The 20,831-nt window shown below is 47.5% G+C and carries 24 protein-coding genes; 8 read left to right on the plus strand and 16 right to left on the minus strand.

The window, feature by feature from the left end; genetic code table 11:
- Nucleotides 1-27: 27 nt before the first annotated feature.
- The 3 genes from Q0605_RS08625 to Q0605_RS08635 form a co-directional block, all read right to left on the minus strand.
- Nucleotides 28-210, minus strand: a complete 183-nt coding sequence (locus Q0605_RS08625) for a hypothetical protein (protein WP_298706207.1) — start codon at nucleotides 208-210, stop codon at nucleotides 28-30.
- 296 nt (nucleotides 211-506) lie between these two features.
- Entirely contained in the window at nucleotides 507-716 is a 210-nt protein-coding gene (locus Q0605_RS08630; protein WP_298706209.1) for a hypothetical protein, read from the minus strand.
- A 121-nt stretch (nucleotides 717-837) separates the two neighbouring features.
- Nucleotides 838-1,728, minus strand: a complete 891-nt coding sequence (locus tag Q0605_RS08635; protein ID WP_298706210.1) for a peptidylprolyl isomerase — start codon at nucleotides 1,726-1,728, stop codon at nucleotides 838-840.
- An 84-nt stretch (nucleotides 1,729-1,812) separates the two neighbouring features.
- Here Q0605_RS08635 and gltX point away from each other — a divergent pair, with 84 nt between their 5' ends.
- The 7 genes from gltX to Q0605_RS08670 all read left to right on the plus strand — a co-directional run bounded on the left by gltX (nucleotide 1,813) and on the right by Q0605_RS08670 (nucleotide 9,644).
- Complete coding sequence (gene gltX, locus Q0605_RS08640; protein ID WP_298706212.1) at nucleotides 1,813-3,192, plus strand: glutamate--tRNA ligase; 1,380 nt, start codon at nucleotides 1,813-1,815, stop codon at nucleotides 3,190-3,192.
- 1 nt (nucleotide 3,193) lies between these two features.
- On the plus strand, nucleotides 3,194-4,450 hold the full coding sequence (locus Q0605_RS08645) for a malic enzyme-like NAD(P)-binding protein (RefSeq protein WP_298706215.1): 1,257 nt from the start codon (nucleotides 3,194-3,196) through the stop codon (nucleotides 4,448-4,450).
- Between the two features lie 44 nt (nucleotides 4,451-4,494).
- Nucleotides 4,495-5,943, plus strand: a complete 1,449-nt coding sequence (locus Q0605_RS08650) for a nicotinate phosphoribosyltransferase (protein WP_298706218.1) — start codon at nucleotides 4,495-4,497, stop codon at nucleotides 5,941-5,943.
- Entirely contained in the window at nucleotides 5,936-6,307 is a 372-nt protein-coding gene (locus Q0605_RS08655) for a hypothetical protein (RefSeq protein WP_298706220.1), read from the plus strand. Before Q0605_RS08650 ends, Q0605_RS08655 begins: the two co-directional genes overlap by 8 nt.
- A gap of 76 nt (nucleotides 6,308-6,383) precedes the next feature.
- Nucleotides 6,384-7,076 (plus strand): MqnA/MqnD/SBP family protein, encoded by a 693-nt coding sequence (locus Q0605_RS08660; protein ID WP_298706222.1) that lies wholly within the window; start codon nucleotides 6,384-6,386, stop codon nucleotides 7,074-7,076.
- Complete coding sequence (gene gdhA, locus Q0605_RS08665) at nucleotides 7,073-8,431, plus strand: NADP-specific glutamate dehydrogenase (RefSeq protein ID WP_298706224.1); 1,359 nt, start codon at nucleotides 7,073-7,075, stop codon at nucleotides 8,429-8,431. Before Q0605_RS08660 ends, gdhA begins: the two co-directional genes overlap by 4 nt.
- Nucleotides 8,432-8,912: 481 nt before the next feature.
- Nucleotides 8,913-9,644 carry a DUF4197 domain-containing protein gene (locus tag Q0605_RS08670; protein WP_298706227.1) on the plus strand — a complete coding sequence of 244 codons (732 nt, stop codon included), beginning with the start codon at nucleotides 8,913-8,915 and terminating at the stop codon, nucleotides 9,642-9,644.
- 621 nt (nucleotides 9,645-10,265) lie between these two features.
- Here the strand turns inward: Q0605_RS08670 and Q0605_RS08675 are convergent.
- The 8 genes from Q0605_RS08675 to pepE form a co-directional block, all read right to left on the minus strand.
- On the minus strand, nucleotides 10,266-10,829 hold the full coding sequence (locus Q0605_RS08675; protein ID WP_298706228.1) for a hypothetical protein: 564 nt from the start codon (nucleotides 10,827-10,829) through the stop codon (nucleotides 10,266-10,268).
- 238 nt (nucleotides 10,830-11,067) lie between these two features.
- Complete coding sequence (locus Q0605_RS08680; RefSeq protein ID WP_298706230.1) at nucleotides 11,068-11,442, minus strand: hypothetical protein; 375 nt, start codon at nucleotides 11,440-11,442, stop codon at nucleotides 11,068-11,070.
- A gap of 48 nt (nucleotides 11,443-11,490) precedes the next feature.
- Entirely contained in the window at nucleotides 11,491-11,679 is a 189-nt protein-coding gene (locus tag Q0605_RS08685) for a hypothetical protein (RefSeq protein WP_298706232.1), read from the minus strand.
- 26 nt (nucleotides 11,680-11,705) lie between these two features.
- Nucleotides 11,706-12,215, minus strand: coding sequence for a hypothetical protein (locus Q0605_RS08690; RefSeq protein ID WP_298706235.1), 510 nt, complete (start codon nucleotides 12,213-12,215; stop codon nucleotides 11,706-11,708).
- 498 nt (nucleotides 12,216-12,713) lie between these two features.
- On the minus strand, nucleotides 12,714-13,580 hold the full coding sequence (locus tag Q0605_RS08695) for a hypothetical protein (RefSeq protein WP_297941636.1): 867 nt from the start codon (nucleotides 13,578-13,580) through the stop codon (nucleotides 12,714-12,716).
- Nucleotides 13,581-13,800: 220 nt separating this feature from the next.
- Nucleotides 13,801-14,013: a hypothetical protein gene (locus Q0605_RS08700; protein ID WP_298706238.1), complete on the minus strand. Its 213-nt coding sequence runs from the start codon at nucleotides 14,011-14,013 to the stop codon at nucleotides 13,801-13,803.
- 2 nt (nucleotides 14,014-14,015) lie between these two features.
- Entirely contained in the window at nucleotides 14,016-14,306 is a 291-nt protein-coding gene (locus Q0605_RS08705; protein ID WP_298706241.1) for a hypothetical protein, read from the minus strand.
- A 233-nt stretch (nucleotides 14,307-14,539) separates the two neighbouring features.
- Nucleotides 14,540-15,373: a dipeptidase PepE gene (pepE, locus tag Q0605_RS08710; protein ID WP_298706243.1), complete on the minus strand. Its 834-nt coding sequence runs from the start codon at nucleotides 15,371-15,373 to the stop codon at nucleotides 14,540-14,542.
- A 267-nt stretch (nucleotides 15,374-15,640) separates the two neighbouring features.
- On the opposite strand from pepE, the gene Q0605_RS08715 reads away from it, so the two are divergent.
- The gene (locus tag Q0605_RS08715; protein WP_298706247.1) at nucleotides 15,641-15,943 is read left to right on the plus strand and encodes an MGMT family protein; all 303 of its coding nucleotides are present in this window, start codon (nucleotides 15,641-15,643) and stop codon (nucleotides 15,941-15,943) included.
- 614 nt (nucleotides 15,944-16,557) lie between these two features.
- On the opposite strand, the gene Q0605_RS08720 is transcribed toward Q0605_RS08715, so the two are convergent.
- The 5 genes from Q0605_RS08720 to Q0605_RS08740 all read right to left on the minus strand — a co-directional run bounded on the left by Q0605_RS08720 (nucleotide 16,558) and on the right by Q0605_RS08740 (nucleotide 20,517).
- Entirely contained in the window at nucleotides 16,558-17,892 is a 1,335-nt protein-coding gene (locus tag Q0605_RS08720; protein ID WP_298706250.1) for a potassium/proton antiporter, read from the minus strand.
- Nucleotides 17,893-18,618: 726 nt separating this feature from the next.
- Nucleotides 18,619-18,906, minus strand: coding sequence for an MGMT family protein (locus Q0605_RS08725; RefSeq protein WP_298706253.1), 288 nt, complete (start codon nucleotides 18,904-18,906; stop codon nucleotides 18,619-18,621).
- 29 nt (nucleotides 18,907-18,935) lie between these two features.
- On the minus strand, nucleotides 18,936-19,310 hold the full coding sequence (locus Q0605_RS08730) for a hypothetical protein (protein ID WP_298706256.1): 375 nt from the start codon (nucleotides 19,308-19,310) through the stop codon (nucleotides 18,936-18,938).
- Nucleotides 19,311-19,363: 53 nt separating this feature from the next.
- Nucleotides 19,364-19,777, minus strand: coding sequence for a hypothetical protein (locus Q0605_RS08735; protein WP_298706259.1), 414 nt, complete (start codon nucleotides 19,775-19,777; stop codon nucleotides 19,364-19,366).
- Nucleotides 19,778-19,794: 17 nt separating this feature from the next.
- Nucleotides 19,795-20,517: a CorA family divalent cation transporter gene (locus tag Q0605_RS08740; RefSeq protein ID WP_298706262.1), complete on the minus strand. Its 723-nt coding sequence runs from the start codon at nucleotides 20,515-20,517 to the stop codon at nucleotides 19,795-19,797.
- Between the last annotated feature and the right edge of the window lie 314 nt (nucleotides 20,518-20,831).

The raw sequence follows: 20,831 nt of genomic DNA on the forward strand, positions 1-20,831 counted from the left end.
TCTACTATACTGCTTTTGCCGCTTCCATTAGATCCTAATTAGAGCATTTACTTTTATATTATCGGGGAAAATATCGATATAGTTTGGATTTTCGTCTATAGTTAGTTCATTCTTCTCGTAATCATATTTGCATTTAAATTTCGAACCTAAGTTGAAGCCTTGCTTTTCAATATTTTTATGTTTCTCTATCCAAAGATACACTAGCTCCATTTTTATTGCCCCTTGATATAAATTGATCTTTTTTGCTTAATGTTTCCTTTGATTAATCATCCGCGTGCAGCAAAAACGATCTGCTGCCGTCCTGCCCTGCGCCGAGACCTACCGCCATGCCGCCGATCTGCAGCGGCTCATCCATCCATATGTCCGAGTTCTAAGCTCATCGGGCAGAGCTAAATTTGACTTTAACTTGCCGTCGTAGTCGTAAATCAATATCGTGATTTGCCCCTCGCCGTCGCGCTGCGCTAGCCAAATTTAAGCCGCGCGGGGTTCGAATTTGGCGTAGATGATCAGCTCTCGAAGGCTAAATTAAGCTTGCGATCAAAGTCGTAAATTTTAAAATTTAGCTCTTCGCCGTCATATTCGTCGCTCCAAACGGCGACGAGTTTAAAGGCCGTATCGATGTGGGAGCAAAATTTGCTTGCGCCGAAGTTCACGGCGCTTATGCCGCTACTTCTAGGATCGCTTTTAAGTTCGGTAAAATTTTTGATCGTTATCACCACGAAGCCTTTAAATTTTATCAAAATTTTACGCGCGAGCGGATAAGCTGCACGCTTGCCCTTGCGCTATCGGCATTATTAAATTCTATAAAATTTAATGCGCGGCGGCGGATTTTAAAATTTATTGCCTTTTTTGCACTTTAACTTTCGGAGCGGTTTTTGCGCCTTGCGCTTTTGCCTGTGGACGCTCGATAATGCGGATATTGGCGTTTGAGCGGAGCTTGTCGTTGAACTCGGTGATCGCCTTTTTGCGCTCGGAGGTCACGTAGCCTTCGATCGCCTTTTCTTGCACGCTGTCAAAATCAAGCGTACGAAGCCCTTTTTTATCGTTTACGTAAAACATCTCGTAGCCGTTTCGCGTAGGGATTATTGGCGAAAATTTACCCTGCTCGACGTTTGTGACGATGTATTTTAGCCCCTCATCCATTTGATTGGCCTTGAGGGTTCCTTTCATCACATACACGTCGCTTGGGCGGAGCTTTGGATTTGCGCGAATCTTATCGAGCGGAGCTTGTGATTTTGCGATGTAGCGGGTGAGCGTGATGCTATCGAAGGTCGTAAACAATGAGCTATTTTGGCTGTAGAATTTTTTAACATTTTCGGGGGTCGTGCGGTGCTGTACGTCTGCGAATATCGAGCCGTAGAGCTTTTCTTCAAGCAGTGTGCGGCGGACATTTGCTTTAAAGTCATCGTAGTTTATACCTTGCTTTTGCACGGCGGTTTTGAGCTGGTCTAAGCTAAGCTTATTTTGATCGGCGATCGCTTTGAGCCTCGCGTCGATCTCCGCGTCATTTACCGCGATGCCGCGGCGTTTAATCTCGGATTGTTGCAGCTTTTGCCCAATTAAAATTTCCATCGCAGCTTGCGGCGAAGCGCCCGTTAGCTTCTGAACTTTGGCTAGTTCGTAGCCGGTGATGGGCTCATTATCTACCACGGCGATGACGCCGTTTACTACTTCGGCATTTGCACAAACAGCACAGATCATTGCGGAAAAAAGCAGTTTCTTTATCATTTTTAACCTTTATTTAGTCTTTTTGCTTTATAATTACAAGATCGCGATTATAACATTAAATGGTAATTTTTGCAAAGGAATTTTATGATAGTAACTCGTTTTGCGCCGAGTCCTACGGGATATTTACATATCGGCGGACTTAGAACGGCGCTTTTTAGTTATCTTTACGCTAGGGCAAACGGCGGCAAATTCCTGCTGCGTATTGAGGACACTGATCTGAAGCGCAATTCGCAGGAGGCCGCGCAGGCGATCGAGGAAGCCTTTAAGTGGTGCAATCTGGACTATGACGGGCAGATCGTGTATCAAAGCTCGCGCTTTGATCTTTACAAACAATACGTCCAAAAGCTGCTAGATGAGGGTAAGGCATACAGATGCTATATGAGTAAGGACGAGCTGGATGAGCTGCGCGCGCAGCAAGAAGCTCACAAAGAGCGTCCGCGCTACGATAATCGCTATCGCGATTTTACCGGTACGCCACCTGCAGGGATCGAGCCCGTAGTGCGTATAAAAGCCCCGCTTAGCGGCATGATAGAATTTAACGACGGCATCAAGGGCGAGATAAAATTTAATGCCGCCGATATTTTGGACGATTTCATCATCGCGCGCTCCGACGGCACGCCTACGTATAACTTCACGGTCGTGATCGACGACGCGCTGATGGGCGTCACGGACGTGATCCGCGGCGACGATCATCTAAGCAACACCCCGAAGCAGATCGTGCTGTATAACGCGCTAGGCTTTAAAATCCCGAAATTTTATCATGTCGCGATGATCAACGGCACCGACGGCAGCAAGCTGAGCAAACGCCACGGCGCTACCGACGTGATGGAGTACAAGCGCATGGGCTATCTGCCGCAGGCTCTGCTAAATTTCTTAGTACGTCTGGGCTGGAGCCACGGGGATGATGAAATTTTTAGCATGGAGGAGATGAAGCGATACTTTGATCCTAACCATATCAGCAAGAGCGCTAGCACCTTCAATCAAACCAAGCTCGAGTGGCTAAATGCGCATTATATTAAAAACTCTGACGACGATGATCTTGCCATGCAGCTTGTGGAATTCGGCGTCGATATCCGCTCGCATGCAAAAAAACATCTCATCGCGCAGCAGTACAAACAGCGCGCAAAGACGCTAGTGGAGATGGCCGAGGGCATTAAAATCCTTCTAAATCGCCCGAGCTGCTATGACGAGAAGGCGTATAAGAAATTTGTAACCGAAAGTTCGCTAAGCTTACTCGCAAAATTTTCGGATACTTTAAGCGCAAATTTAAATGCAAAGGAGTGCGAGGAAAGGACGATGGAGTTTTTGGACGCAAACGGCGCCAAGCTAAAGGATCTTGCTCAGCCGCTGCGCGTCGCGATCACGGGGGGAAGCGTAAGTCCGTCGATTTTTGAAATTTGTGAAATTTTAGGAAGCGACGAAGTTAAAACGAGAATTTCAAATTTAATCAAAAAAGGATTATAAAATGGCTAAAGTAAACGTTGAAGCGGCTTTGAAGTACCACATAGGCGGCAAAATCGGAACAAATGTAAAAACACCGTGTGCTACGGCGGAGGATTTGGCGCTTGCATATACGCCGGGCGTCGCAGAGCCTTGTAAGGTGATCGAGAATGATCACGAGGTTGCATTTAAATACACGAATAAAGCCAATCTGGTAGCCGTTATCACTAACGGTACGGCGGTTTTGGGTCTCGGAGATATCGGCGCGATCGCCGGAAAGCCCGTAATGGAGGGCAAGGCGGTTTTATTTAAAAAATTTGCGGGCGTAGATGCGTTTGATATCGAGATCGACGAGAAGGATCCAAAAAAGATCGTAGAAATTTGCAAAGCGCTTGCGCCTACGTTCGGCGGTATAAATTTAGAGGATATTAAAGCTCCCGAGTGCTTCGAGATCGAGCGCGAGCTACAAAAAGCCGTCGATATCCCCGTCATGCACGACGATCAGCACGGCACCGCGATGATCACCGGCGCAGGGCTTATCAACGCCGCTATCATCAGCGGTAAAAAGATCGAGGATATGAAGATTGTAGTCAGCGGCTCGGGCGCTGCGGGCATAGCGTGTGCGAAGATGTATCAAAATTTAGGCGCTAAACATATCATAATGCTTGACTCCAAAGGGGTGATCCACAAGGGCCGCACCGATCTTACCGAGCAAAAGAAAGAATTTGCCCTAGATACCGCAGATCGTACGCTAGAGGATGCTATTAGGGAAGCCGATATGTTTTTGGGTCTTAGCAAGCCGGGCGTTTTAACCAAAGAGATGGTAACGACCATGGCACCGCATCCAATCATTTTTGCGCTTGCAAATCCGGTACCGGAAATTTATCCAAGCGAGGTCGAGGAAGTAAGAAACGACGCGATCGTAGGCACCGGCAGAAGCGACTTTGCAAATCAGATCAATAACGTTTTGGGCTTTCCGTATATCTTCCGTGGCGCGCTTGACGTAAGAGCCAAAAAGATTACGGAAAATATGAAAATTGCTGCCGCTCGTGCGATGGCGGATCTTGCTCGCGAAGAAGTTCCTGCAGAAATCCGCAAGATGCTGGGCAAAGATAGCTTGAAATTCGGCAAAGACTACGTTATCCCAAATCCTTTTGATCCGCGCGTATTTGCTGTGATCTCGACGGCGGTTGCAAAAGCTGCGGTAGATGACGGTGTCGCTCGCGTCAAAGAGTTCGACGCTGCGGCTTATAAAAAGAGCCTAGAAGCCAAAAAGCTATGATTCCTTGCTCCTGCACGAGGCGAGATTAAATTTAAGAGGCGTAAATGAAAGATTTGGCTTTACTTACCGATTTTTATCAGCTTAGCATGATGCAGGGCTATTTTTTTACGAAGCCCGATCAGACAGCGGTTTTTGACGTTTTTTATCGTAAAAACCCAAGCGGCGGCGGTTACGCGATATTTTGCGGCTTAAACGAGGTCGTGGATTATATCGAAAACTTAAAATTTAGCGAGGACGACATCGCGTATCTAAAAAGTTTAAATTTCTTTAAGCCGGAATTTTTGGAATTTCTAAGAGGCTTTAAATTTAGCGGCGAAATTTACGCCATGGATGAGGGGCAGATCGTATTTCCGCACGAGCCGCTGATCCGCGTCAAGGCAAATATTATGGAAGCGCAGCTCATCGAGACCGCGATCTTAAATACTATAAATTTTCAAACTCTCATTGCCACGAAAAGCTCACGCATCAATTTTAGCGCCAAGGGCGATTCGGTGATGGAGTTTGGCTTGCGCCGCGCTCAGGGGCGAAGTGCGGGCATCTACGGCGCAAAAGCTGCGATTATAGGCGGCTGCAGCGCTACGTCGAACGTGCTTGCCGCAAAGAAATTCGGCGTGCCCGCGATCGGCACTCACTCGCACTCGTGGATTCAGAGCTTTGATAGCGAGCTGGAGGCGTTTCGCGCTTACGCTAAAATTTATCCGAACAGCACGCTTCTGCTCGTCGATACCTACGATACTCTCGCAAGCGGCGTGCCGAATGCGATTACGGTTTTTAAGGAGCTGCGCGCAAGCGGTCATAAGCCGCTCGGAATCCGCATAGATTCGGGTGATCTGGAGTATCTAACCAAACAGGCGCGTAAGATGCTCGATGCGGCGGGCTTTAATGACGCAAAGATCACTGCGTCGAATGATCTAGACGAATACGCGATCGATCAACTCAAACTTTTTGAGGCTAAAATCGATAGCTGGGGGATCGGCACTAGGCTTATTACCGGCGGAGACAGTTCGAGTTTAGGAGGCGTGTATAAGCTAAGCGGTATCGAAAAAGATGGCGAGATCGTGGCTAAGATAAAAATTTCAAACGATCCGCGCAAGATCAATAACCCGGGCTACAAGCAGGTCTTTAGGCTCTACGACAAAGATAACGGTATGGCGCTTGCCGATCTGATCACGCTTGAGGGCGAGAGTATAGACGAGAGCGCGCCGCTTGAGATTTTCCATCCGCTTTACACCTACAAGCGTAAAATTTTAACGAATTTCAGCGCGCATAAGCTCTTGCGTCCCGTTTTTAGGGAGGGCAAATTCGTAGGTACGCGCCGCACGGTAAGCGAGATCGCGCGTTTTAGCAAGGAGCAGAAGAGTAAATTTTGGCTTGAGCACCTTCGCAACGTCCATCCGCAGAGCTACAAAGTGGATCTCTCTCAAAAGCTTTGGGATATCCGAAAATCACTCATCAACGAGTGTAACCTAAATTTAAAGGAAAAATATGTTTAAAGTTCTATCGTGCGCCGCTTTGGCGTTAGTTTTGCTAGGATGCGGCTCAAACCAGCTCCGCCAATCCCCGGATAGCGCTATGGATAAGCAAGCACAGAGCGAAAAAACCATAACCAAAGAGAATGCGAAGACCTTCTATTTCGTCGATGAGCAGGGCAAAAAACTTTCGCTTAGTTCAAACGACGATTTCAATACCGCCGTGCTAGAGGACGATAGCGGCAAAAGTTACAACCTCAAGCGCGAGCGAGCCGCCGACGGCATCTATATGGAAAACAAAGACGGAGTGAGCATCCACTTCAAAAAAGGTGAGGGCATAGTGGAGTTTAGCAAATACAAATCCATCCCGATCACCGAGGCCAAATAAACTTTAAAATTTTTGGTTAAATTCCGATTTAGCGCTGGAATTTAACCTCTTTTCTGCGCTAAATTCGGAGAAAGTCATGTTATTAGGCAAAATCGATTATCTAAATTTGCTCCCTTTTCACGTATTTTTAAAATCCCTTTCGCTGCCGTCTTATGTTAAAAAATCGATAGAATTTAAAAAAGGGGTGCCGAGCAAGCTCTGCGCCGATCTTTATAGCCGCAGGATAGATGCCGCGGTGATCTCGAGCATCGAAAGCCGCCGCTCAAAATACCGCAGGCTGCCTCTTGGAATCGTCGCAAAGCGCGAGGTGCTAAGCGTACTCGTGCGAAAAAACTCGGCGCCCAGGCTTGATCCCGCGTCGATGAGCTCAAATATGCTAGCCCGTGTGCTGGATCTTAGCGGCGAGGTGTTGATCGGCGATAACGCTCTAAAGGCGCTGCTTTCGCAGGGTAGGGATAAATTTTACGATCTGGGCGAAATTTGGCAGCAGCGCACGGGCTTGCCCTTTGTTTTCGGGCGGCTGTGCTGCGTGAAAAATGATAAAATTTATGTACGCTTGGCGACGAAATTTTTACGTTCGCGCATTAAAATTCCAAGATATATCCTGCAAAGCTACGCCCTTTCGCGCGGCATAAAAGAGCGCGAAATTTTAAATTATCTGAAATTTATCGGCTATAAAATCGGCGTCCGCGAGGAGCTGGCGCTGAAAAAATTTATCGCCAAAGCCAAAAAATTAAAATTTAATCCGGTTCAAAAGGAGGGGCTATGAAATCTTACATCGACGGCTTGCTGCTAAATTTAAAGCGCGCCAATCCCGGCCAGGAGGTCTTTATCCAAGCATCGACCGAGATTTTATACTCGCTCATACCGCTTCTAAAGCGCGACGAGCGATATGTGAAAAACAAAATTTTAGAGCGCATTTTAGCGCCCGAGCGCACGATGATGTTTCGCGTCGTCTATATGAGCGACGGCGGCGAGCCCTGCGTGCATACGGGATATCGCATAGAATTCAACTCTGCTCTGGGCCCTTACAAAGGCGGTTTGCGCTTTCATCCGAGTGTAAATTTGGGCGTTTTAAAATTTTTAGGGTTTGAGCAAATTTTTAAAAATTCCCTCACGGGCCTTAATATCGGCGGCGCAAAAGGCGGCGCAAATTTCGATCCCAAGGGCAAGAGTGACGGCGAGATTATGAGATTTTGTCAAGCTTTTATGTTAGAGCTTCACCGCCTAATCAGCTCCAATACCGACGTGCCCGCGGGCGACATCGGCGTGGGCGGCCGCGAGATCGGCTATATGTACGGCGCGTATAAAAAGCTCACCCGCAGATTCGACGGCGCGCTTACGGGCAAGGGACTAAGCTGGGGCGGTAGTCTTGCGCGCACCGAGGCTACGGGCTACGGCTCCGTGTATTTCGCAAACGAGATGCTCTCTACCAGGGGCGATTCGCTGCACGGCAAAATTTGTACGATCTCCGGCGCCGGTAACGTCGCGATCTACACCGCCGAAAAGCTCTATCAAATGCAGGCTAAGCCCGTCACCGTAAGCGATTCCACGGGCTTTATCTATGACGCCGATGGAATAGACGTGGCGCTTCTTAAAAAGCTAAAAGAGCAGCTGCGCGTAGGGCTTTGCGAATATACCAAGGAGCGCCCCGGCGCAAAATTTACCCCCGTAAGCGCCTATCCTGCAGGCCGCAACGGCGTGTGGAGCGTGCCGTGCGACGCGGCATTTCCGAGCGCTACGCAAAACGAGCTTAATCTGGATGATGCGCGAACTCTTTACGCCAACGGATGCCGCATGGTTTGCGAGGGCGCGAATATGCCCAGCACGCTTGAGGCGGTCGATTTTATGCTCGAGCAAAAGGATCTTCTTTTCGGTCCTGCGAAAGCGGCGAATGCGGGCGGCGTGGCTACGAGCGGGCTTGAGATGGCGCAAAACGCGCAGATGGCGTCGTGGAGCTTCGAGGAGGTCGACGGCAAGCTGCGCGAGATCATGCGTCACATATTTCGCACCAGCTACGAGACCTCGAAGGAATTCGGTGCGGAGGGCAATCTCGTGCTGGGCTCGAATATCGCGGGCTTTCGTCGCGTAGCCGACGCGATGCTGGATCAAGGGCTGGTTTAGACTTGCTTATCGTGCCGAAAGCCGTAGCTCGCTTTTAAATTTAAACTCTTTAAATTTACGGCGAGCTTTTTGGCTGCGGCGGGCTTGATAAAATTTCAATCGTTTGTGCTGAGGATATACAGCTCATCGCTATAATTTGCTTTATGTGCCTTGCGTTGGCATCGTTTGCGCTGCGTAAATTTAAATAGCGCCGAGCAGCGTTTTAAAATTTTAGCTCGTCGTAGCGCTGCTTTTAAAATTTAGCCGCAAGCACGACAAAGACCGCCCAGCCAAATTTCATCTTTAAATTTGGCTGGTAAATTCCGCCCGTTAAATTTAGCTTTGAAATTTGACGTTTAAAATTTAGCTCGAAGCTGCTTTTAAATTTAGCCTAAAATTTTATCTCAGCTCGCCCGCGCAGCGCGTAAATTTAAACCGAGCACGGGCTGAGCGTTTACCGCATTTTGGCATAATGGCGCAAATTTTATCCAAAGGTTGCAATATGAAAAAATTTATGGTTTTACTCGCCGCCGCGTCGCTGTCGCTCGCGCATGCGGACGTAACGGATATCCTAAAGCAGGGCGCGGACGTGCTCGGTGCGACTCAGAGCGGAAACTACAAAGAGCTGCTCGCTTCCGCTACGAACCGCGCCGTAGCCGAGCTCGCCAAGGGCTACATCCACAGCAAGACCGCTAAAATCGAGCTTCCTTCTTCGCTGAAGGCGGCTGCGAAGCTTGCGAGAAAGGTAGGCGGCGATAAATGGGAACGTGAGCTCGTCGTGAGCATGAACGACGCCGCTACCAAGGCGGTGAGCGGTGCGAGCAAGATATTTTTGCAAGATCTGAAATCTATGAGCGATGCCGACGTTAAAAAGCTCATCGGCGGCGGCGACACGGCGCTTAGCGAGTATTTACAGAGCAAATCGGGCGCGAAGCTGCGGGCGGTTTTCAGACCGATCGTAAGCGATATGATGAGCAAAAACAGCTTCGCAACGGCGTATAACGGGCTAAATTCCTTCGCGCAAAGCAAGATCGCGGGCAATGAGGCGGTGCAAAACATCGCGCGCGGGCTGGGTGCGAGCGAGTATCTGCCTAATCAGGGTGAGGATCTGAACGATTACATCACGCAAAAGACGCTGGACGGGCTATTTGCGGTGATGAGGGAAAAAGAAAGCGCGCTTCGCGGCAGCGCCGTCGGCAAAGGCGCAGGGATTTTAGGCAAGGTGCTTAAATAAAGCTCGCGGCGAGGTTTTGGCGTAAATTTAGCCGTATAGCTACTTTCGGTTGCTTCGCGCTGCTGCCTGCGTAGTCTAAAGCTGCGCGCAAAGTGCCCGCTCGCGCGAAGCGGCTGCTTGCATTAAAGCGGGCGCGCGGCGGAATTTAGAGGTTCGTTTGTCGCGCTTGGAGCCTGTTTGCTTAAGACGATAATCTTAACGCGGAGTTTAATCCGCGAAATTTGAAACTGTAAAATTTAGAAATTTAGCAAGACACAAAGGATTTGAAATTTTAAAATTTCAAGCGGAGTTTTAGAATTTCGTGCGGCAATTGAATGCGCGTATATCTAGCGCTTACGTCTGAAATTTTAAGAAGCGACGGAGTATCGGGAAATAGAGCGGCGGCTGATAGCGCGTAAGGATAAAGCAAAAAGCCGTCTTGTAAATTTCGCTTTTTTCATATCTCTTTTTATGTTCCACAAAACCCGGTTTACTCATTAGTCCTATTATTTTCAGATTCCATTTTTCTTAATTCTTTAAGCGCTCTATTATGGACATTGGCTTTCTCGCAAACTCTGCCCTGGACGGCAATATATCTTACTAAATTTATATCTTTCGTATCGATTGCTATCAATAGTTTACTCAAAAGCCTTTCCTTTTATTTTTAAATTTTAATCTCTTTCGCTTTATTTTTATGAAATTTTCCAGTTGCTTATCGGTAAAATTTAAAATCTCTTTTCGGTTTTGTAAATTTACATAAGTGTGCCTTATATCGCAATTACCGACAAAGGCGGCTTCCCAGTTCTTAATTAGCCAACTCGAGCTTATCGCATATTCCCGTCCTTTATTCGAGCGCATTTTATCGCTATAGCCAATAGGCGCAAACATACCGGAATAAAACCCCTCCAGATAGGGTAGTCTCGGGCATCCTTCCGTATCGGTTGCGACGATAAATTTTATCTTTCGATCATATGGACGAAAAGCCTTGTGACACTCTATAATATCTCCATTTTTTAGATCGTCTTTGAATTCTAAAAATTTATAAGTAAATTTTGCAGGAATTTTATCATTTACCCTTTTGTATTCGGTCACAGAGCTATCGTAATAAGAAAATATGCTTATATTTCTGGATGGCTCGGTATCACATATAAAATCTAAATTTTCTAATACCCACTTTTTAGAAATCAAACCATTATTATTTTTCACATTAGCTTCCGGCGGCAATATTATGAATTCGCCTAATTTATCGCCGTTTATACGCAGCAGGTTATTCCAGCTACAAAATAAAAACCGCCTTTGACCGATCTGCAGTATATCGCCCTCCGCGAAAATTTCTCTAAAATTATTAATCGAAAATTTCCTTCTACCTCTTACGGGTATTATCTTTTTATAATTTCTTTTCATGGTCTTTCTTCTGTTTTATTATTAAATCGCGGCGCACTTGCTAAATTCCTAAATGCAAAATATATAAATCGTTTTTAATTGCCGAATCGATTAGTTCCAGCAGGTCGTCTAGTTGCTCGATAACCGAGGATTTATTTAACACACAATTTTTATCAAAAACAATTTGCTCATCTGCGCCCAAGAAAAGCGACCTCCAACAGCATATTATATCTCTAAATTTAGCTTTATCTTCTATCCAGCTATAGCCATAGTAATTTAGACCTTTTTTCAAATTTATCTCATCGTTCCATGTGGTTTGTACCCACTCAAGAGAGTACGAAATATGAAGTATCAGATCATCGCTAATTACTACGCAATGCTCTTTAGAAAAGATATTTTCTTTTGTCTTTTTGAGCAAAAATTCATGTTTAGGCATACAGCTCCTTATTGTTTTAAAATATGACTTTAATAAAACTCGATCTAGCTATTCGCCAAATTTCATCCAAACGGCGGCGTATCCTTGTGTTTCATCTCTAAAATATTTGCTAATTATATTGTATTCGTCCTCTAGAAATATCTGTTCTTGGTAGGCGTTAAAATACGCTCCGTTTTTCTCTATAAAGAAATAGATATATTCCTCATATTTGCCTAAATCAGTCTCTATTAAGCGCATTTGCCAATCCTTATAATTTTTTACCCCTATAAAATTCCATTATAATACTTCTCCCAAAATTTTATCGCGCTTTTTATCTCCTTTTCAAAATGTTTGAATGGTATATAAATTTCTTCTTGTTCGTAGGGTTTTAACTTTTTATATTTCTTGGAATACGTAATTCTCGCAATATCTTCATAATTTTTTTGCAAAAAATCTATGATTATTCTTACCTCATCTCTGCTAAATTGTTTTGCTAGCGCCCGTCGCATAGGCGGTGCAAATGCTTGAATAAACATATCTTCTATAATCGCTTCATCGCCGAAGCGCTCGTAAAAATCAATAAAATCCAGGATATAATACCTGAAAGCATAGTCATTAAAGACACTCAAATCTCCCGATAAAAGTTTGATCGTGCTATGGTCTAAATCGCACAGATCTTTACCGCACAGATCTTGCTCGACAAGCTCATCCTTTTGTACAGGATTTGTTATAATTTCCGGCTTTTGCAGTTTAAGCCGCGCCTTTAGCGCTTTTATTCTATTCGATAAGTTCATTTATTTATTCCTTTGCGCCCAAAGCGTTTGAAACGGAGAATTTCATCGCTCGCGTGGAATTTCGTATTTAATATGGCATTTTTCTCCAAATAAAAGTCGTTGCGAAATTTTACTATCCCAAGGGTTAAATCAAGCTTTCAAATTTTAATGCACGCGAAAAGCAAAAGCTCAAATCCGCTTAAATTCGGCTGCTAAATTTAGCCGCCTCGCGCATCGACTGCCGACATTACCGCAGCGCGGTTTTCTGCCCTCTCATCCTCGGCGTTCTTGATGGTGTTTTGATGCGGCGCCTTGTCGTAAAATCTCCACGCGAGCGATCCGCACTTTTACGGCGATTCGGACAAGATAAAAAATTGTAAATTTCTTCCGTTTTTCTAGATTAAATTTCTGCGGTTGCCCGCATCGATTTTGCGGCATAAAAGCGTCGTCGCTTCTTTTGCCGAATATAACCGCTTCGCCGTATTCGGCAATGATCGGCAACATACGGTAAGTGATTAGTTATTTCGCGCTTGGGGCGTCGTCCTTAAAATTGGGGGCTAAAGTATAAAGGTGCTCAAATTTTGCTACGAAGCCTTCGCGCAGTAAAGCCTCAAGCGCCCGATTAAAAAGCGCCGTTTGCGCGGCCGTATCCGCACAAGAATTTGCGGCGAGCTCGTCGTGCGTTTGCGACGACTGCGCGATAAGCGCACGGATGATCGCTCCTCGCGCCTGACGCAGAGATCCTTTAAATTGAGACTGCTTGACGTAGTGTTTGCTTTGCCTGTTCGGATTGTCCCGCCGCTTTTTGAGCGCCGCGCCGTAGTCCATCAGCGCATAATACCACGTTCGCGGATCCTCCTCATAAAGGCTCGCGCGCACGAGCGGCGCGATTTCTTTATCGCTCACTTCCTCGCGGTACGAGAAAAAGAAGTGGATGAAAACGGCGCGGATATTCGTCTCGATAAAAATCGTGGGCTTATCGTAGGCAAACGCGGCGACGGCTGCGGCGGTGTAAGCTCCGATGCCGGGAAGCGTCCGCAGTGCGGCAGGATTAGAGGGCACGGCGCCGTCAAATTCGCGCACGATCTTTTTGGCGCACTCGTGCAAATAGCGCGCGCGGCGGTTGTAGCCCAGACCCACCCAGCACCGCAGCACCTGTGTAAAAGGCGCGTCGGCGAGCGCGCGCACGGTGGGGAATTCCTCTAGCCAGCGCGCATATTTGGGGATCACTCGCTGCGTCTGGGTCTGCTGCAGCATAAACTCCGATACGAGGATCGCATACGGATCGCTCGTTTGTCGCCACGGCAGCGCCCGCCCATGTTCGCGGTAAAAAGATAAAATTTCGTTTTGAAACTCCGCATAATCCGTGCCGTTTGCTGCCCGCATAATTCGCTCCCTTATCTTAAATTTAAACCTTACGTATCGGCGCTACTGGGTACGTTTATGCGCCGAACCGCCTTTTGGTATTTTTCGGTTTTTAAAATCTCGGCTACAAGCTCATCGCCGCTCGGCGCAAGCGAGCGGCGATACAGGCGGAAGTGCTCGTTTGCTCGTCGCGGCGTCCTTTAATCTTTAAATTCGGCGATGCCGCCCGTTTACGGCACGATCATATCGTGATATTCGGCAGTTTGTCGTTGTTCGGATCAAATTTTAAAATTTTACCGTCCGCGCAGCGCTTCGCGTAAAAATAATCTTTGTAAAAAGAAGCGCCGCAGCTAAGCCCGCGACCGATCGTTTCGTCGTTTTTAAGTTTATTTCCGGAGAAATTTTCCCAAGTAGCCGCGCCCTGATTTTTTGCGAGGGGCCGCAGCGCGATCATCTCTATGGCTTCTTACGTCTCTGCTCGCCCATGCCTTCGATGATACTTCGATATAGATCGTCGTAAAATATCTTTGCGGGCAATTCAGGCTCTTGCGGCGGTTCGGACGAGATAAAAAATTTGAAACTTTGCCTCCGATCGCTTAAGTTTCGGCGGCCGCCCGCATCGATTTTTACGGCACTATAAGCGTCGCCGCTTTTTTGCACATATACCGTCCCGCCGCAATCAGCGAGGATGTTCGCGATGTATGGGATAAAATCGCTAAGCGGCATAAGAAGGTGGATGTAGGGCATTTTATCTCCTCTTTTAAATTTTACTTTTTACGGCTTCGGCGATCGCACGCCGCTTTAAATCGATACTTGTCTTTTGACCATGCGTCCACATAAGCAAAACGCGCTTTGTCGCGTAAATTTAAAAAGCGGCGCCCGAATTTAGCCGAGCGCCGCAACTGAAATTTAAGCGATTTGCGCATTCAAACGAAAGGTCTGATCAGGCGCACCTCTCGGTTAAATTTAAGCGGGTGCGATCAATACTTAAACGAGCTGCCCGGCTCGATCAACTCGACCTTTTTGTTATAGTTCATCTTTAGCACCGCGGCGGGCCCTAGCACGGTCGCCTTCTCGCCCTCAAGCCAAAACGCTGTACCCTCCGGCATCGCGTACACCGTCGATTTTTGATTAGCGATCAAAAATTCCTCCAGCCTCTCCTCTCTGCTCTCGCCGTTGTGCCCCGCAGGCTTGCCCGAGATGAAGTGCGGATTGATCTGGTGCGGGAAGATGTTGAAGGTATTAAACGACTCAGGCTCGATGATCGGCATATCATTCGTCGTCATCATCGTAGCGCCCGCGACGTTCGAGCCTGCGCTCCAGCCGATATACGGCGTGCCGTCCTCGACCATTTTGCTAATCAGAGCGATGAGCTCGTTTTCGTACATATCGTGCACGAGCTTGAAGGTGTTGCCGCCGCCTACGAATATGCAATCCGCGCTCGCGACCTCCTTCGCGGCGTTTTTAGCGTGATGGACGCCGACGATGTTTAAGCTTAAACTTGCAAGCGCCTCTTTGACGCGCTTTTCATACTCGTCGTAGCTCCTGCGAAGGCTTGCGTAAGGGATGAAAACGATCTTTTTGCCCGCGAGGTTGTTCTCCTGCGCAAATTTACCGATCCACGACACCGCGTGCGATAGATACTTCGTATCTTTGTAGCCCGAGCTTGAGAGCAGCAGCGCTCTTTGCTTGCTATGATCGCGCTTTGAGAGCTTAAACGCCTTTTCGCTCGCAGCCAGTTCGCTCGTACCGAGCATCGCAGCGCCCGCCGCCAAAGCGGCTACCTTTAGTAGGTTTCGTCTTTGATTTTGCATCTTTTCTCCTTTAATCAAAGTTGATATCTGTTTTGAAATTATATTCCTTTGCATATAAAGAGGGGCTGAATATTCGGTTTAAATTTTGCTTGCGCGCAGGTCTCGGCAAAGCAAAATTTTAAAACTACTAAATTTTGAAATTCGGCAAGGCGCCGCGTCGTAAAATTTTTAAAGCGCGGCTAAATTTAATGAAATTCATGGCACCGGCGCCAATTAAATTTAGTGAATTTCCGCCTAAGCTTAAACGCGAAATAGTATAATCGCGCTATGGTTTTGACGCAAAATTTGATCTATGAAATTTTATCGATCGTGGAGGAGATCCCTGTGGGCAGGGTCGCTAGCTACGGACAGATCGCGCGCCTGATCGGGCTGCCCGCTCACTCTCGGCTCGTGGGGCGCGTGCTCTCGCAAGCAGAGCTCTACGGCGACTACCCGTGCCACCGCGCCCTTTATCATGAGGGCGCCTTGGCAGCGAGCTTTGCGGCTCAGCGCGAACTGCTAGAGACCGAAGGCGTGGAATTTAGAGGCGAGCGCGTCGATATGAAAAAACACCGCTGGGAGTGCGAGTGAACTGCTTTAAAAACGCTAAATTTAAAGGCTGCAAGCTTTTGCGGTCGTAGAGATTTGAAATACGGTATTTTAAGGTCGCACGACAGGGACGGTGAAATTTAAATTTACTCCGATGGAGTTTGAAATGGGCAATACGGCGGCACGGACGGCAAGTGGGCGCAGTGTAAATTTACTCCGTCGTAGTTTCAAATTTGCCGTTTCTTGAGTAATTTCGGAGCTGTAAGCCTACATAAATTTGCCAGATAAATTTAGAATTTTAAAATCGGATCGATCGTCAAGGACATAGCGTCTCGGCAAGTAGATTCAAAATTTCATCCGTTTGGAACCTGCCAAATTTAAACCTTTTTGAAATTTACGAAATTTAGAAAATTTAAAATTTGCGCGGTTAAATTTCAAAACGGATCGGCACCCCGTTAATATATGATTTTTTTGGTAAAATTCGTGCGGCTAAAATTTTAGATTTCGTAAGCTTGGAAGCCTCTGCGAAATTTAAAATTACGCCTTTGCAACTAGCGATCTTTACGCGAGGGCGTAAATTCGGGCGCAGATAATTAAGTCGTTGCCGCGGTAAAAGGCGCGCCAAACTAAAATTTTGTGCCGCAATTCCGCACAGCTTACGCCTTAGACGCCTCAAAACCCTTCAAAACCGCGTTGTATACGCTCTCCTCATCGCAGTGGACAAGCAGCAGATCGCCCTCTTGCAGCACCGTCGAGCCGGTAGGCTTGATATATTCGCCGTGCCGCCTGATTAGGATGACAAGGAAATCCTCCGGCAGCTCGCGTACGCCGCATCTATCCGCGGCGCGCTCCAGGCTCATCCCCTGTATCAGCACCGAGATTAGGACCATGAAAAAGACGGTGTTAAAGATAAGCCCCGCGTGCTCGATCCCCGCAGCATACGGATAGGTCGCAAGTACGATAGGTACGACGCCGCGAAGCCCGACCCATGAGATAAAGACTTTCTCTTTCTTGCTGTATTTAGAGAACGCAAGCGATATAAATACTCCCAAAGGCCGCGCGACAAACATCAGCCATAGCGCCGTTACAAAGCCCATAAGCGCGACGGAGGGCAGCTCTGAGGGGAAAACCAAAAGCCCCAGCGTGATAAAAACCGTGATCTGCATCGTCCACGCTATGCCGTCGTGAAATCCGATGAGGTTTTTCTTGTGTGCGAATTCTCGCTTGTTGACGAACATTCCCGCGACGTAAACGGCGATGTAGCCGTTGCCGCCTAGCTTCATACACAGCGTAAAAAGCAGCGCCACCCACGCCATCGAAAACACTGGATACAACCCCCAATGTTCTAGCCTTAGTCTATTAAAAATCGACGACAGCGCCCTGCCGAAGGCGTATCCCATAAGCCCGCCGATAAAAAACTGCTTGATTAGCAGCGTCAGCATATCGATCGCGCTCGGGCTTTGATTTAGCGAGATGATCTGGATGATCATGACGGTCAAAAAGATCGCCATCGGGTCGTTGCTGCCCGATTCGAGCTCGAGCAGCGGGCCGAGATTGTTTTTCAGCGAAATTCCTTTGGCGCGCAGTATCGCAAAGACCGCCGCAGCGTCGGTCGAGGAGATGATGGCGCCCAAAAGCAGCGCTTCAAGCCAGCTGAAGCCGAGCAGAATTTTAACCAAAACCGCCGTCGCGCATGCGGTGACCACCACTCCGAGCGTCGCTAAGATGATGCCGCTAGCCATTACCGGGCGGATCGATTTTAAATTCGTATCGAGCCCGCCCGCGTATAAAATATAAATAAGCGCGATCATACCGACGTCTTGAGTGATGCGGTGGCTCGTAAAATCGATGCGCAAAAGCCCGTCCGAGCCTGCGAGCATCCCCACTGCCAAAAATACGATGAGCGAAGGAAGTCCGAATTTGCCCGAGATCTTGTTAAGCACGATGCTTGCGATGAGTAAGATCGCGGCGAAGAGTAGAAATTTTTCCAAAAAGCGCTCCATAATTTTTTCAAGATTATAGCGGGTTTTCCCCATTTTTAGGCGGGTTTTTTGCGATAAAATTTTATTGAACGAGCAGGGGCGAAATTTTAAATTTACTTCATTTAAACGAAGCCCGATAATAAGAGCCGCACGAGTCGTAAAATTTTAAAGCTCTGTTGAGCTTGAGCTTTAAAATTTACGATTCGATAGATTGGCGAAATTTTGCCGAGAAATTTTTACAGATTCGTTTGGGGCGGCGGATTGCGGTTGAAATTTTACGGCATCGAGTCGCTTCGGTGCGCCGAGTTTTTGTTAAAATTTAGAGGCGCAAATTCGATACTTGCGAGTTTTGCGTGCAAAATCTCGGTTTAAATTTATCGCGGGCGGATTATGGTTGAAATTTGATACCCGAAAATCGCTTCGGTTTTTAAATTTAATCGCTACCCACGCTTGTTTCGGTATCGATGGACGGGGTACTACGGTATAAATTTAATGCTCGCGACATCGCGGTTGAAATTTTATCGCGGCGCGGCATCTGTTTGCTTCCTGCAGGATACGGGCGCTGCTAACGCTATGGTGAAATTTAGAGCGCTGCTGCGCCCTCGGGTTTAAATTTAATCGCCGCTTGCGTCTATCCTGCGCGCGGCATGGACGGATGGTTTAAATTTAATCGCTTCTATCGCGACTTGGCGCAAGCATTAAAATTTTGCGATCTTTCAAATTTTGCCGCGCCGCTCATAAAGCGGTACCTTTCGCGGGCGTGAAAAGCCCCTGCATATCGACGCCTTCGAGTTGCAGCAGCTTGATTTTTCTATCGATGCCGCCCGCATAGCCCGTGAGGCTGCCGTGCGTGCCTACGACGCGGTGGCAGGGGATGATGATCGAGATTTCGTTGTGTCCCACGGCGCCGCCCACGGCTTGCGCAGACATCTTCGCTAGCCCGCGTGCCGCGGCGATTTCGCGCGCGATCTGCCCGTAGGTAGTGGTTTTGCCGTATGGAATTTTGAGCAAAATCTCCCACACGGCGCGCCTAAATGCCGAGCCCGCGGGATTTAAAGCAGGCGTAAAACCCGGCTCACGTCCGCTAAAAACAGATCGAGCCAGCGCTTTGTTTGATCGAAAACAGCCAGGTTTTTCTCTTCTAAGTCCGTGCCTTGCTTGTTCGCGCAGAATTTTCCGCTCTCGCCTTGCGTCGAAAGATTAGTCGCGTGAGATTTTTTGCTTACACTTTGAGCCGTGAAATCGCGTGCGCAGAATTTTTCGCTCTCTATAAGTGTGCGCGCGCAGAATTTGCCGTCCGTGCTGCCCATTGCGAGAGCGTGCGCGTAGTATTTCTCGCCCTCGAACCACAGCCCGCAAAGCCCCGCCTCATCACCCGCGAGCGTGATTTTACCAAGCGGCAAGTCGTAATATGCGATAAATTTCATCATTGCTCCTATTTTGCGCTTTTGCGATTAAATTTAGGCGTCGCAAATAGCATCTAAATTTCCCAAATTTCTAAAATTTGCGGGCAGATTTTAGCTACGCTTTGCTTAAATTCCGCCTTTTGCGCGGCGCTCGGGTCGCTAATGGCTTCAAATTTGCAAAAAAGCTCGGCGATCTTTAGCCAGCCCGCAAGATTTAGATCAAATTTTTCCAAATTTGCTTCGGACAAAAACTCCAAATCATGGTCGTAAAACGCGATCTCGCCGCCAGAGCTTAGTAGCCAAAGATCGCCGGTGCCGCTATCTGCAAAGATACAAAACTCGCGCAGCAGCCCGCTATCGCCCTCAAAAGGAAATTTCGCCGCGTCGTTGCAGAGCGCGATATTGTGCTCTTTCAGCACTCTAAAATCGCCCGCAATCTCCCTGCCGAGGTATCCGCCTAGGATATTTTTAAGCTCGTTTTTGTTCAAAATTTAACTCCTCCGCTTTAGTTTCGTTTTTTGGCGTAGAGCATAAGAAAGCCGACCATCGCCGCGAAAATCACGCACATCGCAAGCGTCACGATGAGCGTGCCGTGCGCCGAGCCGCTTAAAAACAGCCCCGTCGTGTTCATCCCGAAAAAGCTCGTGATGAAATTTAGCGGCATCAGCAGCGACGAGATGATCGTGAGAATGTAGATGTTGCGGCTAATTTTGTCGTTTTTGAGCCCCTGGATGAATTGATAGATATCCTCGATCCTGACGGCATATTCGCTCATCACGCCTTTAAAAACGCCCGCTTCGTAGGCGTAGTTTTTCAGCTGTTTTTTCAGCGCCGGCTGCTCATTTGCGCAGATGAGCAGCGCCTCGTAGAAATGCGAAATTTTGTTTTGAAATTTGCGGATTTCGTATTTTAGGACAGAGTGCCTTTTCATAAATTTTGAAAAATCACCGCGACGCGTGTAGATTTTTTCGTAATTCTCAAGCTCTGCGGAGTGCTCTAAAATTTTATCGCGGTACTGCGCGAGGATCTTTTTAACGACCGCGAAAAACTCCGCCTCGCTGCTAAGCCGCACCTCGCCGTCCGCGTCATCTTGCGAATAGATCGCGCCCGAATCAAAAATAAAGCGGTAGTTTTGCTCGCGTGGCGCGTCCGTTACGAAATATACATACTCGCGATCCTCGGCATAGTAGTAGCCTGAAACGCTGCGCTTTTCGGTAATCGGGTTCAATGAAGCCTCCTTATTCAATCGTTTTAAATTTACGAAATTTCAAAATTCCGCTGCCGATCAGAATTCTAAAATTCCGTCGCCTATAAGAATTTCGAAATTTCGCCGCCACTTAAATTTTATCGTATTTGGAATTTCAAAACTCTTTGACGCTTGGAATTTTAAAATTTTGTGAGCTGTAAATTCCGGCTAAATTTTAAAATTTCGCATGCCGTAATTCAACCCTTATTAAAATTTAACGCGAGCCGTAAGGCTCGCACCGCTAGCGTCGCGCGGGTGGGGGTTGGTAAGGGGGCGGGCGCGCCTCGCAACTCTGA

It is taken from the genome of uncultured Campylobacter sp. (assembly GCF_938017705.1).
GTDB lineage: Bacteria > Campylobacterota > Campylobacteria > Campylobacterales > Campylobacteraceae > Campylobacter_B.